The organism is Blautia sp. ZXY-1-B12, from assembly GCF_056339915.1.
Genome location: NZ_JBWJVP010000208.1, coordinates 1 through 16884 on the forward strand (window position 1 = coordinate 1; position 16884 = coordinate 16884).

Annotated in this window: 15 protein-coding genes, 2 pseudogenes and 1 riboswitch; of the genes and pseudogenes, 16 read left to right on the top strand and 1 reads right to left on the bottom strand. The window is 41.1% G+C overall.

All coding sequences use genetic code 11. The annotated features are described in order from the left end of the window. Positions 1-861: 861 nt before the first annotated feature. The 6 genes from AC075L_RS12950 to AC075L_RS12975 all read left to right on the top strand — a co-directional run bounded on the left by AC075L_RS12950 (position 862) and on the right by AC075L_RS12975 (position 6525). A complete protein-coding gene (locus AC075L_RS12950; protein WP_118521515.1) occupies positions 862-2181 on the top strand; it encodes an IS4 family transposase in 1320 nt (439 codons plus the stop codon). Positions 2182-2538: 357 nt separating this feature from the next. After that, positions 2539-3924, top strand: a complete 1386-nt coding sequence (locus AC075L_RS12955) for a sodium-dependent transporter (RefSeq protein WP_055060318.1) — start codon at positions 2539-2541, stop codon at positions 3922-3924. A gap of 33 nt (positions 3925-3957) precedes the next feature. Then, complete coding sequence (locus AC075L_RS12960) at positions 3958-4143, top strand: 4Fe-4S dicluster domain-containing protein (RefSeq protein WP_081017145.1); 186 nt, start codon at positions 3958-3960, stop codon at positions 4141-4143. A gap of 36 nt (positions 4144-4179) precedes the next feature. Further along, on the top strand, positions 4180-4815 hold the full coding sequence (gene thiE / locus AC075L_RS12965) for a thiamine phosphate synthase (RefSeq protein ID WP_118409301.1): 636 nt from the start codon (positions 4180-4182) through the stop codon (positions 4813-4815). A gap of 25 nt (positions 4816-4840) precedes the next feature. Then, the gene (gene thiD / locus AC075L_RS12970; protein ID WP_008705936.1) at positions 4841-5650 is read left to right on the top strand and encodes a bifunctional hydroxymethylpyrimidine kinase/phosphomethylpyrimidine kinase; all 810 of its coding nucleotides are present in this window, start codon (positions 4841-4843) and stop codon (positions 5648-5650) included. Positions 5651-5658: 8 nt separating this feature from the next. Further along, a complete protein-coding gene (locus AC075L_RS12975) occupies positions 5659-6525 on the top strand; it encodes a patatin-like phospholipase family protein (RefSeq protein WP_022380059.1) in 867 nt (288 codons plus the stop codon). Positions 6526-6688: 163 nt separating this feature from the next. Here the strand turns inward: AC075L_RS12975 and AC075L_RS12980 are convergent. Then, positions 6689-6802: pseudogene (locus tag AC075L_RS12980) on the bottom strand (DUF6783 domain-containing protein); the annotation flags it as partial. Between AC075L_RS12980 and AC075L_RS12985 the strand changes: the two are divergent. The 10 genes and pseudogenes from AC075L_RS12985 to AC075L_RS13030 form a co-directional block, all read left to right on the top strand. After that, positions 6761-6880: pseudogene (locus tag AC075L_RS12985) on the top strand (DUF6783 domain-containing protein). The pseudogenes AC075L_RS12980 and AC075L_RS12985 overlap by 42 nt on opposite strands. 193 nt (positions 6881-7073) lie before the next feature. Next, the gene (locus AC075L_RS12990) at positions 7074-7445 is read left to right on the top strand and encodes a GntR family transcriptional regulator (protein ID WP_008705927.1); all 372 of its coding nucleotides are present in this window, start codon (positions 7074-7076) and stop codon (positions 7443-7445) included. A 3-nt stretch (positions 7446-7448) separates the two neighbouring features. Continuing rightward, the gene (locus tag AC075L_RS12995; protein ID WP_055054167.1) at positions 7449-8294 is read left to right on the top strand and encodes an ABC transporter ATP-binding protein; all 846 of its coding nucleotides are present in this window, start codon (positions 7449-7451) and stop codon (positions 8292-8294) included. Next, positions 8291-8941, top strand: a complete 651-nt coding sequence (locus AC075L_RS13000; protein ID WP_055054166.1) for an ABC-2 transporter permease — start codon at positions 8291-8293, stop codon at positions 8939-8941. The genes AC075L_RS12995 and AC075L_RS13000 overlap by 4 nt, the downstream gene beginning before the upstream one ends. A gap of 78 nt (positions 8942-9019) precedes the next feature. Continuing rightward, positions 9020-9296: riboswitch (cobalamin riboswitch) on the top strand. Positions 9297-9411: 115 nt separating this feature from the next. After that, positions 9412-10536 carry an ABC transporter substrate-binding protein gene (locus tag AC075L_RS13005; protein WP_020993459.1) on the top strand — a complete coding sequence of 375 codons (1125 nt, stop codon included), beginning with the start codon at positions 9412-9414 and terminating at the stop codon, positions 10534-10536. A gap of 14 nt (positions 10537-10550) precedes the next feature. Further along, the gene (locus AC075L_RS13010) at positions 10551-11636 is read left to right on the top strand and encodes a FecCD family ABC transporter permease (RefSeq protein WP_242857148.1); all 1086 of its coding nucleotides are present in this window, start codon (positions 10551-10553) and stop codon (positions 11634-11636) included. Further along, entirely contained in the window at positions 11636-12391 is a 756-nt protein-coding gene (locus AC075L_RS13015; protein ID WP_008705921.1) for an ABC transporter ATP-binding protein, read from the top strand. Before AC075L_RS13010 ends, AC075L_RS13015 begins: the two co-directional genes overlap by 1 nt. A 189-nt stretch (positions 12392-12580) precedes the next feature. After that, a complete protein-coding gene (locus tag AC075L_RS13020; protein ID WP_118409300.1) occupies positions 12581-12934 on the top strand; it encodes a CGGC domain-containing protein in 354 nt (117 codons plus the stop codon). Positions 12935-13335: 401 nt separating this feature from the next. Then, positions 13336-14277, top strand: coding sequence for an RpnC/YadD family protein (locus AC075L_RS13025; RefSeq protein WP_118409299.1), 942 nt, complete (start codon positions 13336-13338; stop codon positions 14275-14277). A gap of 742 nt (positions 14278-15019) precedes the next feature. Then, on the top strand, positions 15020-16884 hold a 1865-nt coding region (locus AC075L_RS13030; protein ID WP_476387786.1), incomplete at its 3' end, for a GTP-binding protein.

Genomic DNA, 16884 nt, shown 5'->3' on the forward strand with positions numbered 1-16884 from the left:
TACATAACCCATGTACGAGCGAATATGAAACGCCGCGAAGATGGAGCAGTCAGGGAGGTGATGAAAAGACTTCTTCGGAGCAATCTACGATTTCATAAAACGGATTGTGGCAGATTCGGCGCGATGACTGCATGGGGGCTTAAAGATACTTCCTCACGGCCCGCCAAAGACTTGGGGGGAACCCTGCGGCACACTTACATTACCAATCTTCTCTATGCTGGTGTTGATCCAAAGACCGTCCAATACGTTACTGTGAACGAAGTGAACAGTAACCAAAAGTTTGACTTGATTCGAAAAAGTATATTGAGTATATTGCAAACAAAAAATGCATATGATATAATGCCAGTAGGCAAAATGATAAGGTTAAATTCATTTATAACACAGCAAAAGCCCCAGAGTTGCGACCTCTGAGGCTTTTTTATTCCGTTTGGGCAGGGTGGCTTATTCCCCCAGGCTGGCTACCAGCTGTTATTTTCTATCCAACCATTTGCAAATGTAGTAGGCGATTACACTTGCCAAGATAGAAAGCATAAATGATAAGATCATATCCATTTACAACACACCCCCTTTCTGCACCTGTCTAGGGGTGGTAGCTCAACTATTATATCATAGAACAATGCGTACAGAAAGACTATACTTGAAATATATACTGGGATAGTGGTGTGTGAACCAATGTCATTAACTTAAGAGATTGTTGCTTGTTAAACAGGCAATGATCTCTCTGATACCTACTTGATATTTTCTAAAATATTACTTGACAAATACTCCTCAATATGCGGCGTTATTACTGATCAATCAGTAATAACGCCCTTTGATTAGGCACTGTTATTTTTAATTACTTAATCAAAGGAGTATTTATTTATGAACTATTCAGATTCTATCAAAGCTATTTTACTTGCTGCTATCAATGATCTTTCCAAAACACCCGAAAAATATGCTGTCAAACCCGGAGTTGATTTTATCAGAAACAGAAAACTCGGTTTTAAAGATTATATGCTGATGTTTCTGACTATGGAAGCTGACTGTATCAGGGAAGAACTATACCGTTTTTTCGGACGTACTATCGATGCACCTTCCAAAGCGGCTTTTTACAGACAGCGTAAAAAGATCAGGGAAGATGCTTTTCGGAATCTTCTTCTTGCTTTTAACAGGAAACTTCCTAAAAAACTATATAACGGTAAATATGAATTCTGGGCCTGTGATGGTTCTTCCTGTGATATTTTTCTTAACTCTGAAGATAAGGATACCTATTTTGAACCAAATGGTAAATCTACCAGAGGATTTAACCAGATCCATATCAATGCTATGTTTTCTTTACTTGATAAGCGTTTTACTGATATTTTAGTCCAGCCTGCCCGAAAGCGGAATGAGTATTCTGCTTTTTGTTCCATGGTTGATTCTGCAGATATCCCTGAACACTCCAAAGTCATTTTCTTTGGGGACAGAGGTTATACTTCTTACAACAACTTTGCCCATGTGATTGAAAAGGGGCAGTACTTCCTTATCCGATGTAACGATAAAAGAGCTTCCGGAATGATGGGATACCCGGTTGATACCCTGCCAGCTTTTGATGAAGATATCTCTCTTATACTGACGAGGTCTAAAGCTGTAAGCAAATATTCCAGGCCTGAACTATTCTCTTCATACCGGTACATTTATCAGAATGCTCCGATGGATTATCTCAATGATCAAAGAACGGAATATGACCTTACTTTACGTTTGTTACGCGTACAGCTTGATGATGGCTCTTATGAAAACATTGCTACGAATCTTCCAGAAGAAGAGTTTAAAGCTGAAGATTTCAAAGCTCTTTATCATCTGAGATGGCAGGAGGAAAACTCTTTCCGGGATTTAAAATATTCCCTGTGTCTGAAAGCGTTTCACTCAAAAAAATATGATTATATTGTGCAGGAAGTATGGGCAAGAGTTATTCTATATAATTTCAGTTCCAGCATAATCATAAATGTAACTGTTGATCGGGAAGATCGTGCTTATGAATATCAGGCGAATTATTCATCCGCACTTAAAACATGCAGGGATTTCTTAAGGATTCACGATGGGATAACAAAGATAAATGTAGAAAGTCTGATCGCTCAAAATATTGAGCCGATCAGACCTGGAAGAACCTTTGCCCGCCAGCATAGGTTTAAACTTCCGATGAGTTTTTGTTATAGACATTAGCATTAACTCATATATTACTATATTTCATCTTTAGACAAATTTCAATGTTAAATATTGATTTTGTCTTTTTGTTATACCTAAATTTTAGTAAGACGTTGTATCTTGATCCATCAATATCCCATTTTTTATCATAATCAAATCCTTCTGCTGATATTTTCATCAATGCAGTATTGGCAAATTGCTTAAGTTAATGACATTGTGTGTGAACAGTAACAAATATGTTACAATTAAGTCTGTGATTATTATTAATCTTTGACATTCCCGCATTTTTTTGATACTATAGAATCAGTAAAAAACTAGCAGACCTCCCATGGGAGAAATCCTATGGGAGGTTTTTGTAACGAGGTGAGGTGTATAATGAAAAAAGAAAACAATTCTGCACATAACCATAACAGAGGAAGCTTTTCCGGAAGGATTGGTTATGTGCTGGCAGTTGCAGGTTCTGCAGTAGGACTGGGAAATATCTGGAGATTTCCGTATCTTGCAGCGAAATATGGAGGCGGAATTTTCCTGCTGATCTATATTCTTCTGACTGCATCATTTGGTTATGTGCTGATCATGTCAGAAACAGCTCTTGGACGAATGACCAGAAAGAGTCCGGTAGGTGCATTTGAGCATTTTGGAAAAACGAAATCATTCAAAATCGGCGGATGGTTAAATGCAGTGATTCCAATGCTGATCGTTCCTTATTACAGTACGATTGGCGGATGGGTAATTAAGTATCTTGTGGAATACTTCAAAGGAAATGTCCAGGCAGTAGCAGAAGACGGATATTTTGGAAACTTTATTTCCGATTCCTGGCAGGTGGAACTCTGGTTTCTGGTATTTGCGGCGCTTGTATTCATCATCATTCTCGGTGGTGTACAGAACGGTGTAGAGAGAATGTCAAAGATCATGATGCCGGTTCTGGTAGTTCTGGCAGTCGTAGTTACAATCTATTCTGTCACACGTCCGGGCGCTGTTGAAGGTGTGAAATATTTCCTGATCCCGAATGTGAAAAATTTCTCCTGGATGACAGTAGTAGCAGCGATGGGACAGATGTTTTATTCTTTGTCCATTGCAATGGGAATCCTGTATACTTACGGTTCCTATGTCCGTAAAGATATGGATATCGAGAGATCTACCACACAGGTTGAGGTTTTCGATACAGGTATCGCAATCCTTGCAGGTCTGATGATCATCCCGGCGGTATTTTCATTCTCCGGTGGAAATCCTGAAACACTTCAGGCAGGACCATCTCTGATGTTTATCACATTGCCAAAAGTATTTGCAAGTATGGGATTTGGTACTGCAACAGGAATCGTATTCTTCATACTTGTATTACTTGCAGCTCTGACAAGTGCAGTTTCCCTGATGGAAACCAGTGTTTCCACATTCATGGACGAACTTCACTGGAGCCGTAAGAAATGCTGCGGTCTGATGGTTGTGATCATGATTGTACTTGGAACCGCATCTTCCATGGGATATGGACTTCTGGATTTCATTCGTATCTTTGGAATGAACTTCCTTGATTTCTTCGATTTTATGACAAACTCAGTAATGATGCCGTTGGCAGCACTTGCAACCTGTATTCTGATTCTTCGTGTTGTTGGTATTGATGGAATGGTAAAAGAAATTGAACAGTCTTCTCCATTCCGCAGAAAGAAACTGTACAGGGTATTTATCAAATACTTTGCACCGATTTGCCTGATCATTATTTTGCTGAGTTCTATTGCAAACGTTTTGGGAATTATCAGTATGTAAAAAATATATGACTCTTTTTACAAAGAATGCAGCATGGATCAACTGCAAGACAAGAGAAGAAGCAACTGCACAGTTCACCAGGAAGAATGGCTGGCAGGCAAGCATGGCAGGAAATCTGCCAATGAATGTGTGAAATGTGGTAAGTGCGAAGAAGTATGTTCGCAGCATATTAAGATCAGAGATGAGTTGGAGAAAGTTGCAGCAGAACTTTTGGGATAAATTGCTATAGATAAGAGTAGAAAAGAGGAGTGAAACATGAAGTTCGATAAAGAGAAAATGCGCTTATACGCAATAACGGACCGTCACTGGCTTAATGGGCGGAGCCTTAGGGAAGTGGTAAAGGAGAGTCTGGATGGAGGCGTAACCTTTCTGCAGCTCAGGGATAAAAATTCAGATGATGAAACTTTCCTGCAGGAAGCAGCTGAACTTCAGAAATTATGCAGAGATTATAAGGTACCTCTGATCATAAATGACAATGTGGAAATTGCTTTGAAGATGAATGCAGATGGTGTTCATGTAGGGCAGAGTGATATGGAAGCAGGTGCTGTGCGTGAGAAACTTGGACCGGATAAAATCCTGGGAGTTTCGGCACGAACGGTAGAGCAGGCATTGCTTGCACAGGAGCGTGGTGCAGATTATCTGGGGGTGGGTGCAGTATTTGCAACCGGTTCAAAAGCAGATGCGGCAGAACTTCCCCATGAAACACTGAAGGCAATCTGTGAAGCGGTATCTATCCCTGTGGTGGCAATCGGGGGGATCACAGCAGAAAATATATCTCAGCTAAAGGGAACAGGGATTTGCGGTGTGGCAGTGATCAGTGCCATTTATGCTCAAAATAACATTAAAGAAGCAGCAGAAGAACTGAAAGAGGCAGTAGATAAGATTGTATGATAGCAGAAATGAGAGGAAGACAATTATGAGAACTGCACTGACGATCGCAGGAAGTGATTCCAGCGGAGGCGCCGGAATCCAGGCAGATATTAAGACAATGATCACAAATGGTGTATATGCAATGAGTGCCATTACCGCATTAACTGCACAGAATACAACCGGTGTACAGGCAATATTAAATGTAACACCGGAATTTCTGGGGCAGGAATTGGATTCTGTTTTTCAGGATATTTATCCGGATGCGGTAAAAATCGGAATGGTATCAGATAAAGATCTGATTCATGTAATAGCAGAGAAACTGAAACAATATAAAGCGGAAAACATTGTTGTGGATCCTGTTATGGTTGCAACAAGCGGTGCCAAGCTGATCAGTGATGATGCAGTGGAGATATTGAAGCAGGAACTGTTTCCACTGGCTGATGTGCTTACTCCGAATATTCCGGAGGCAGAGGTTCTGGTTGAAATGTCAGTGACCAATGCAGAGGAAATGATAGAGGCTGCCGGAAAGATTTCTGAGACATATCATTGTGCAGTACTTTGCAAAGGCGGACACAGCATTAATGATGCAAATGATCTGCTTTACTATGATGGAAAATATTGCTGGTTTGAAGGAAAGCGTATCGATAATCCAAACACACATGGAACAGGCTGTACGTTGAGCAGTGCCATTGCTTCCAATCTTGCAAAGGGATATGACCTGCAGACTGCTGTAAAACGTTCCAAACAGTATATTTCAGGAGCACTGGCGGCAATGCTTGACCTGGGAAAGGGAAGTGGCCCTATGGATCATGGATTTGCAATCCGAAATGAATATGTGAAAGAAAGTGAAAAGTGAGAATAGCTATGGAAGACAATAAAAAGAAAGGCCTCGGAATGGTTCTGGAAGGTGGAGGTATGCGGGGACTGTATACAGCCGGAGTTCTGGATGAGCTGATGGAGCAGGGGATTTATGCAGATTCTACAGTTGGCGTTTCCGCCGGTGCAATTTTTGGATGTAATTATAAGTCCCGCCAGATTGGACGAACCCTTCGTTATAATACCAGATTCTGCAAGGATAAACGATATATGGGATTGAAAAGCTGGATCACTACCGGCGATCTTTACAGTAAAGATTTTGCATATGGGGAGGTGCCCTGGAAGCTGGATGTTTTTGACACAGAGACATTTGCCAGATCACCCATGAAGTTTACGGTTGTATGCACAGATATTGAAACAGGGAAACCCTGCTATCAGGAATGCAGAATGGGAGACAGGCTGGATGTGGAATGGATGCGCGCATCAGCTTCCCTGCCACTGGCTGCCAGACCGGTAAAGCTGAATGGAAGAATGTATCTGGACGGTGGTATCTCAGATCCGATTCCTGTAAACTGGATGCTTTCACAGGGTTATGAGAAAAATGTGGTAGTATGTACCCGTCATCCGGGATACAGAAAAGAACATAATAAGCTGATGCCACTGCTCAGACTGAAGTTCAGGGAGTATCCGGAGCTTGTAAAGCTTCTGGATGAACGTCATATTCAGTATAACCGTATGCTGGATAAAATCGCATATCTGGAAAAAGAGGGCAGGATCCATGTTATCCGCCCGGACAGAGACATCAGTGCCAAACCGGTTGAGCGTGATCCCGCCCATTTAAAGGAGATTTATGAGGTGGGACGGAGAGTGATGAAAGCTGATATGGAGAAACTGAAGGCGTATTTGGCAGAGTAGATCAGATTGCAGATATCCGCCGGACTCAATTCAACTGCTAATCACTTATTTGATTATTATTTTATCCGTTTGATATAAATACAAATATAGAAAGATACATAAAAAGAAAGATATGTTCAGACAAATCTACTGTTGAACATATCTTTTTTATATATTTGCCAGACTATAAAATTAAACATAGATTAGAGCGTGTCTGAAAAAGGCTTTCTGCAAGATGTGCGTCACAATTTGTGGTATATTTTGCCCGGATGAGGGCGCCGTAGTGGGCTACGGCAACTGAATTCGGGTGAAATATCCCGCAAAGTGGGGCGTGCAGATTGCGGGAATGATTTTTCAGACACGCTCTAGTACTTAGAGGGAAATAACTGATTATTTATAAAAATTATTATAAGAGTATCGTGCATCGGTAGCACTGATCGTAATTGAGCAAAGTGAGAGGTTATCAGTGAACAGTAGGAATACTGGATAAAATATAAAGTATAACAGTATAAAACAGTTGACAACAGTTATATACTGTTATATACTGTTTGTAGATGGAGGAGAAACATATGCATATAATAATCAATAATTCATCCATGGTACCTATTTATGAACAGATCATAGACCAGATTAAGTCTGCGATTATCAGAGGAGAGTTACAGCCGGACACTGTATTACCTTCAGTACGCAGTCTGTCAAAGGAACTGAAGATCAGTGCCCTGACTGTGAAGAAAGCCTACGACAACCTGGAAGAAGAGGGATTTACCGTCACTGTTCATGGAAAAGGAACCTACGTTGCAGCCACAAATAAAAACCTGATGAGGGAAGAACAGCTCAAAGAAGTAGAACATGATCTGGAGCAGGCAATCATGAAGGGCAGAAGATGTGGACTGAACGATGAGGAAATCAGAAATCTTTTTGAAATGATCATGGAGGACTAAGACATGTTGAAAATCAGTCATTTGCAGAAAAATTACAGAGGTTTTTCGCTGGACTGTTCTATGGAAGTACAGCCTGGGATGATTACAGGACTTATTGGAAGAAATGGTTCCGGGAAATCCACCACATTTAAGGCTTTGCTTGGCCTGATTCATCCGGATGGCGGAGAGATAGAGGTCTTTGGGAAAAAGGCAGAAGAGCTTAAGCCGGAGGATAAGCAGAAACTGGGAGTTGTTTTTGCAGATTCAGGCTTCAGTATGTATCTGACAGTAGCGGGCGTGGCAAATATTATGAAAAGCATATATCCAGATTTTGACAGAGAGGAATTTCTGCAGCAGTGCAGAAGATTCAATCTGCCCACAGACAAGAAAATCAAAGAATTTTCCACTGGTATGAAAGCAAAGTTTAAAGTACTGGCAGCATTAAGCCATAAGGCAGAATTGCTGATTCTGGATGAGCCCACAGTTGGTCTGGATGTGATAGCCAGGGATGAGGTGCTGAACATGCTGAGAGAATATATGGAAGAAAATGAAAGCAGTTCTATTCTGATCAGTTCGCATATTTCATCAGATCTGGAGAGTCTTTGTGACGATTTTTATATGATCCATGCCGGAAAAATTATCCTTCATGAGGATACAGATGTACTGCTGTCAGATTATGCAGTTCTTAAAGTTTCAGAAGAAGAGTACGAAAAACTGGATCAGCAATACCTTATTAAGATCCGGAAAGAAGCTTATGGATACAGGTGTCTGACAAACCAGAAACAATTTTATATGGAAAATTATCCGGATGTTGTAATTGAGAATGGAAAGATTGATGATCTGGTAGTGATGATGGAGGAACAGGTATGAAGGGATTATTTGTAAAGGATATAGAACTGATGAAACAGCAGAAACAGTATTTTATCCTGGTTATTGTAATGGGAGTCATCCTGAATCTGGCAGGAAGCGGGAGCGTCAGTTTTGCTATAGGATATTTTACGTTTGTCACAGCAATTTTTGCCATTACGACTATAAGTTATGATGAGTTTGATAATGGTCTTGCATTTCTTATGACCTTGCCGGTTACCAGAAAACAGTATGTGGCGGAGAAATATCTGCTGGGAGCAGGGCTTACGGCTGCAGCGTGGGGAATTGAAGCAATAACGGGAGTGATCTGTAAAGGTGTGGCAGAGCTTCAGGGGTGCCTGAGTGAGAAAATTATTGGCACTCTGATATACATTCCACTGGCGCTTCTTATGTTGTCAGTATCGCTCCCGCTTGTAATACATTTTGGAGCAGAAAAAGGACGTTATATTGCAATGGTCATGTGGGCTATTATAATTGCCGTAGTTTATGCTCTGATAAAAACAATGGGACTTTCAGCAGACGCAGTCGATGCATGGCTGAATGGACTTAACCGGGGAATGGTATTGGCCGGAGTTGTATTATTTACAGTAATTGTATATATGGGATCTTTTTGGATTGGTGTCCGGCTTATGGAGAAGAAAGAATTCTGATGTGTCTCGAATATGGTTGTAATTATAAAAGCAGTGTGCTAAAATTATATCAGCGTAATTGAATAGCTGTTAAGTGAACATTATCATACGCAGATTTTGTGTATGATAATGTGAGAGGGAATCAGGTGAAATGCCTGAACGGTTGCGGCCACTGTATACAGAAAAAAAGCGGGATTGTAATATGTCATTGCATAAATATGTGAGAAGGCGGAATCCGGCTGTCAGAGAGTATTTGGAAATATTTCTGATACAACATTCATGAACTGCTGAAGCATGGATGTTGTATCAGTTTTTATTTTATGGGAACTTTCTGTGATCTGTGAGTCAGGAAACCTGCCTGACAGCGTAAAGAAGGAGCTTCCGTAAAAAGTATCCGTTATTCTTATCACTTCTATTTTACTTTTTCTGAAGTCCCATCTTTTCGGTTACACGAACAGGTAAATAACATATACGAAAAGAGAGGAAGTCAAATGAAAAACAGGTATTTATCCACAAGAATCATGGCAATTATGATGGCAGCAGCTATGGCAGTTTCCGCAGCTCCGGCAGCTTTTGCAGCAGAGAGAGCAGACTCTGAGACAATCAAAGAGGACAATCAGCCGGCAGCAGATGCAGACTCTGATACACAGGAAGATGCAGACGCACAGGATTCAGCAGATGCAGATAAGACAGCAGACGCAGAAGGTACAAAGACAGAATATCCTCTGACCATCACAACCTATGATTATGATGGAAATGAAATCGAAACAACCTATGAAAAGGCACCGGAGAAAGTTCTTGCTGTATATCAGGGAAGCATTGAAACCATGCTTGCACTTGGCCTGGAAGACCGTCTGGTAGCTACTGCAGGTCTTGACAATGAAGTTCCGGATGAACTTAAAGATGCATTTTCAAAAACAAATTATCTTGATGAATTTACTCCATCCCTTGAGACTGTAACGATGTTGGAGCCAGACATGATCTTATCCTGGAGTTCCCTGTTTTCTGATAAAAATCTCGGAAATGTAACAGACTGGATCGACAAAGGCTGCAACACTTATTACAACACAAACACACGCCCTGACGGAGACAGAACTCTGGAAAATGAATTTACAGACATCTTAAATCTTGGAAAGATTTTTGATGTACAGGACAAAGCACAGGCAATCGTAGATGATGCAAAGGCAGTGATCGATAAAACTCTTACAGCAACAGCAGATGTAGAAGAGAAACCAAGCGTAATGGTTCTGGAACCTCTTGGAGAAGATATCACAAACTATGGTGCAAAGAGCCTTGGTGGAGATATGGTAACACAACTGGGTGCGACTCTGGCAAACCCGGATGCTTCTACAGCAGGAAAAGAAGATATCATTGCGGCAAACCCTGATGTGATTTTTGTTGTATACATGCCATATGCAGGTGATGATCCGGAAACTGTAAAAGAAAGCCAGCTTGCCGTTATCAAGGATGACGAAGCACTTCAGAGCCTTGACGCTGTAAAGAACGGTCGTGTTTATCCGATCATGCTCAGTGAAATGTACGCAAGTGCAACACGTACACAGGATGGTATTGAAACTTTCGCAAAAGGATTATATCCGGATGTGAATCTTGACTGATTGAGGACATAACAGTGAAAGAACAGGTTTCACAGACAAAAAAAGGCAGTGTGCTCAGGACATCCATGTATGTGGCAGTTCTTATCGGGCTTGCGGCATTTTTGATTTTTTCCATTCTTGCAGCAATCACTTTTGGAAATGCAGATCTGTCACTGAAAGATGTTTACAGTGTCATTGCATATAAATTGTTTCATATCAAAAGCCTGTCCGCCTATGCAGAAGGCGCAGTTCACGATGTTGTGTGGTTGATCCGGCTGCCCAGAGTCCTGCTGGCTCTGGCAGTTGGAATGGCTCTTTCCGTCTGTGGCGTAGTTATGCAGGCAATTGTCCAGAACCCACTGGCAGATCCGTATGTACTTGGTATTTCATCCGGTGCATCCCTTGGTGCAACACTGGCGATCATGCTTGGAGTTGGTGGATTTCTCAGTGGAAATTCAGTTGGTGTTACTGCATTTATTGGTGCAATGGTCACTTCTTTTGCAGTAATTGCCATTGCAAACATGGGCGGAAAAGCTACTTCTGCCAAACTGATCCTTGCCGGAATGGCTGTCAGTGCGGTATGTTCTGCTTTTTCCAATTTTGTTATCTATATCACCAATGACAAAAATGCAGCAACAGAAGTAATGAAGTGGACGATGGGAAGCCTTGCAGGCGCAAGCTGGAGCAGAGTAGGTGTAATGCTTCCTGTTACATTGATCTGTGTAATTATTTTCTGGACGCAATATCGTAATCTGAATCTGATGCTGTTAGGAGATGATGTATCGATCACACTGGGAACTGATTTGCACAAGCTGAGAACTTTTTATCTGATCGTTGCTTCTGTAATGATTGGGTTTGCAGTATATTGTGCGGGTGTGATCGGCTTTGTAGGACTTGTGATCCCTCATGTGATCAGAATCCTGTTTGGAACAGGCCACAGAAGATTACTGCCATTAAGTGCACTGCTTGGTGCATCATTCCTGATCTGGTGTGATGTGGCATGTCGTGTGATCCTGAAGAATTCTGAGATGCCGATCGGTGTGCTGGTATCCATTATCGGTGCTCCATGCTTTATTTATCTGCTTGTGCGGAAATCCTATGGATTTGGAGGTAGTAAGTAATGAAAATCACTACAGAAGATATTCAGGTTGGATTTCACGCCAGACAGATACTGAAGGGAATTTCCATAGAGTCAAAGGATAAGGAACTGGTAGGGATCATCGGACCAAACGGAAGCGGAAAATCTACATTATTAAAATGCATCTACCGTATCCTGAAGCCAGATGCAGGTGCCGTTTATCTGGACGGCGAAGAACTCCATTCCATGAGCGTAAAAAGCTCCGCCAGAAAAATGGCAGTTGTGGCACAGCACAATTACTACAACTTTGATTTTACCGTACGGGAAGTCGTGTTGATGGGACGTGCACCTCATAAGAAAGCATTGGAACGGGATAATGCAAAAGATTACCGGATTGTTGAAGAAGCACTGAAAACGGTACAGATGGATGCATTTGCGGATCGCACATTTTCTACGTTGTCAGGTGGAGAGCAGCAGAGGGTTATTCTGGCAAGAGCACTTGCACAGCAGACACCTGCACTGATCCTTGATGAGCCGACTAACCATCTGGATATCACACATCAGATCATGCTGATGGAACTGGTAAAGAAACTTAACGTAACTGTAATATCAGCTATCCATGACCTGAATATTGCGGCGGCATACTGCGATAAGATTTATGTATTGAAAGATGGTGTGCTGGAAGGATATGGAACTCCACAGGAAGTACTCACTCCGGAGCTGATCAAAAGGATTTACCAGGTAGATTCGGAAGTGGTAAATGACAGCCGCGGGAAGATGCATATTTTATTTTTATAATATGATATCAGGGTCAAAAGGTCAGAAAGTCGTTCGTGCTTGCACGATAAGACTTTGGAGCTTGGGACTCGTCAAACATGAGAAAGTAGCAATTTACGTAGTAAATCAGAGGATTTCGAATGTTTGAGTATTGACAGGCCAGAGTCAGGAAAATTTTTGACTCTGGCCTGCTATATATGGAGGAAAAAGATGAATAAAATAGGAATTTTGATGTGTATTCATTCTAATAATGTATGCGCCAGAGTTGGATGCCTGGCAGCATTTCAGAACAGAACCGATTTCTTTCAGGATTATCCGGAAGATACCTGTCTGGCAGCAATGATGACCTGTAACGGATGCAAAGGCGCCAACCTGATAGAACCCATAGAAGACAAAGGAATCCTGGAAAAGATAGACAGACTGGTCAGTGAAAAAATCAGTGCCATCCACGTTGGTGTCTGTCGTCTCCCGGATGGAAAGCATGAATGTCCAAGGATGACACAGATCTGCAATATGATAGAAGAACGTGGAATCAAAGTAGTCAGAGGGACACATAAGGAATAAAAAAGTTTCCATACGTTACTGTTCACTCCGTTCACAGTAAAGTAGCCAAAATTCATTCCAGATTGCCTGCGGCAATGGAATTTTGGCTTGTATGTCTCGGGATTTTGGCATATTCATGCCAAAACACCTCGCGGGACAGTGGCGTGTGAACAGTAACTTCCATACAATTTATAAAATAAAAAGAATATAAAATGCCTTGAAAATAAGAGTAAGTAATGCTAACATAAGTATAAAGCATATTTCTCTTATATTTCAAGGCATTTTTGCCGTCTGATTATTCTAATCTCAATTCAGAAATCCATGCTTTTAATTCCAGTTAATTATGAAAAGCAGGAGCTGAGAAGTGATAAGAATAGCACAAAATGTTCTTTGACTCCTGCGGAAAACAGGAGGTATTGCCAATGGCAAAAAGAAAGAACAAAAAAATTATTGTGAAAAGAAACCGATTGAAAGGCAACACAGCAACTGTAAACCGTAAGTACAAAGATACAGTATTCCGTATGCTGTTTTCAGACAGAAAGAATCTGTTGTCGCTGTATAATGCAATCAATGGAACTTCCTATACAGATGCAGCTCAATTAGAGATTGTGACACTTGAGAACGCAATCTATATGGGAATGAAGAATGATCTGGCGTTTATTATAAATACGAATCTGTTTCTGTATGAACATCAGTCTACGTATAACCCGAACATGCCTTTGAGAGACTTATTCTACATTTCCAGCGAATATCAGAAAATGGTGGATTGGAAGTCCTTGTATACCTCAACAAGACTGAGAATACCCACACCGAATTTTATCGTATTTTATAATGGAACAGAGAAAAAAGAAGATAAGTGGGTAGATTATCTGTCAGAATCGTATGAAAATATGTCAGGAGAACCAAATCTTGAACTAAAGGTCATCACATTAAATATCAATGTAGGGCATAATAAAAAACTAATGGAAGAATGCCGGACGCTAAGAGAATATGCTCAGTATGTTGATAAAGTACGCAGATATTCTAATGTAATGGAACTGAATACGGCAGTAGAACGTGCAGTGAGCGAAAGCATTCAGGAGGGAATTCTCAAAGAATTTCTGCAAAAGAATCGAGCGGAGGTAGTCGCTATGAGTATATTTGAATACAATGAGGAAGAGGAAAAAAGGAAACTTCGGAAAGCTGAGTATGAAGCTGGAAAAAATGATGGGATAAAGATTGGACGAGAAGAGGAAAAACGTAAAATTGCAAATTCCCTTTTTAAAGAGGGAGATTCAATTGAAAAGGTAGCCAGGATTCTTTGCGAAAGTGAAGAAACTATCAGAGGATGGGTGAATGAAAAAATGGATATAAAGGTGGAGTAACAGAAAAGAGCGTGCATTTGCCATGCGCGCTCTTTTCTGTTACTCCAATGATGCCAGTTAAAGATATAGATACCTGTTTAACTTTGGCAATGAGAAATTCCAATGTGGAACAACAGATACAATTAAAGTATATAACAAATCAGTAAACAAGTGCAAGAAATAAAAAAACAAATATAAACCAAGTATTATAAAATTATACTTAATAATAAAAACTATTGCATATGCAATGTCGATATGATGAAATGGGATATTATAGAATTGAATTTGCAGATGATGTAGATTAATAATGAAAAATTCTGTCGATGTTCGATAAAATAAAAATGCGAAGAGGTCGACAATGGTATGTAAACAAAGGGAATGAGTGGTTTTTTGATGAAAAACATGATAAAATGAATGGGAAAATAGAACAGATATAGTGAAGTCGACAAAAATGAGCAAATAAGCATAAAAAATATGCGGAACTGACAGCTATGGATTAAAGTAGAACCATATTGGAATGTAAAGCTGTATTCTCCACGATCTCTGGCGGCGAAAGACTACGAATTAAAGTAGAACCATATTGGAATGTAAAGATTGATGCACTTATGGAAACGGTTAAAGAAATCCCATTAAAGTAGAACCATATTGGAATTATATAGATTCTTATGTTAAAATAGTTATTTAATTGATACAAATGATTAATTTTATTTAAGCCAATACGTATACATCAATTTATAAAGAAAAAGGAGCTTTTAAATATACTATGGAGAAACTTGTCATTGGTATCCTTGCCCACGTAGATGCAGGTAAGACTACGTTGTCGGAGGGGATTTTATATTTAACGGGAAAAATCCGTAAGCTGGGGCGTGTGGATCATAAGGATGCGTATCTTGACACCTATAACCTGGAGCGGGAGCGTGGAATTACGATTTTTTCCAAGCAGGCGGAGTTTGAATTGGGAAACAGGGGGATAACTCTGCTAGATACGCCGGGGCATGTGGATTTCTCGGCGGAAATGGAGAGGACACTGCAGGTTCTGGATTATGCGATTCTTGTGATAAATGGAGCGGATGGTGTGCAGGGGCATACTATGACCTTATGGAGACTTCTGGCAAGATACCAGATTCCGACGTTCCTGTTTATCAATAAAATGGATCAGGACGGAACTGATAAAGAGAAACTTCTGGCAGAATTAAAGAAGCGATTAAGTGATAATTGCGCTGATTTCACCTGGGAAAACACAAGTGGAATAGAAAATAGTACTGACGAAACAGCAGAGAAAGCAGAAGATGAAATATCAGATCTGCAGTCTCGGTTTCTGGAAGATATTTCCGTCTGCGATGAAGAACTGCTTGAAAAATATCTGGAAACAGAGGAAATATCAACATCAGATATCCGAAAAGTAATCAAAGAGCGAAAACTTTTTCCATGTTTCTTTGGCTCTGCGCTAAAAATGACAGGTGTAGAAGAATTTCTCCATGGTTTGGAAAAATACTGCGAGACACCGACATATCCATCTGAGTTCGGGGCAAAAGTATTCAAGATTGCCAGAGACGATCAGGGCAATCGTTTAAGCTATATGAAAATCACAGGTGGAACATTGAAGGTGAAGGAACTTCTCACAGATACAGAGAAAGCGGATCAGATCCGTATCTATTCCGGTGCGAAATTTGAGCTTGCAAAGGAAGCTCCTGCAGGAACTATCTGTGCAGTGACCGGCCTTTCCCAGACACATCCGGGACAGGGATTTGGGATTGAACGGGAATCTGAGATGCCGGTTCTGGAACCTGTATTAAATTACAGAATTCTGCTTCCTGAGGACTGTGATGTTCACCAGATGCTTAAGAAACTCAAAGAGTTGGAAGAGGAGGAACCGGAACTTCACATTGTATGGAACGAACAGCTTGGAGAAATCCATGCCATGCTGATGGGTGAGGTTCAGATTGAGATATTAAAGCATCTGATCTGGGAGCGTTTCCACGTAGCAGTAGAGTTTGGCACAGGAAATATCGTATATAAAGAAACAATCGCAGAGCCGGTAGAAGGTGTAGGCCATTTTGAACCGCTGCGTCATTATGCAGAAGTACACTTGCTTCTGGAACCCGGAGAACCGGGAAGCGGTCTGCAGTTTTTTACTGCATGCAGTGAGGATGTGCTGGACCGTAACTGGCAGCGTCTGATTCTGACTCATCTGGAAGAACGGGAGCACCCGGGAGTACTGACCGGTTCTCCGATTACGGATATGCAGATTACACTGATCACAGGGCGAGCTCATCTGAAACATACAGAGGGCGGCGATTTCCGGCAGGCGACGTACAGGGCTGTGCGTCAGGGATTAAAGAAAGCAAAGAGTGTCCTGCTTGAGCCATATTATGAGTTCAGACTTGAGATTCCGGGGGATATGATAGGGCGTGCTATGACTGACATTCAGAAAATGAATGGAACCTTCCAGCAGCCGGAAACGGATGAGGATGATATGATGGTATTGAAGGGGAGTGCACCTGTATCAATGATGCGAGATTATCAGACACAGGTAACCTCCTATACAAAGGGACGGGGCAGATTATTCTGTTCATTGAAGGGCTATGCCCCATGTCAGAATCAGGATGAAATTGTAGAGGAGATTGG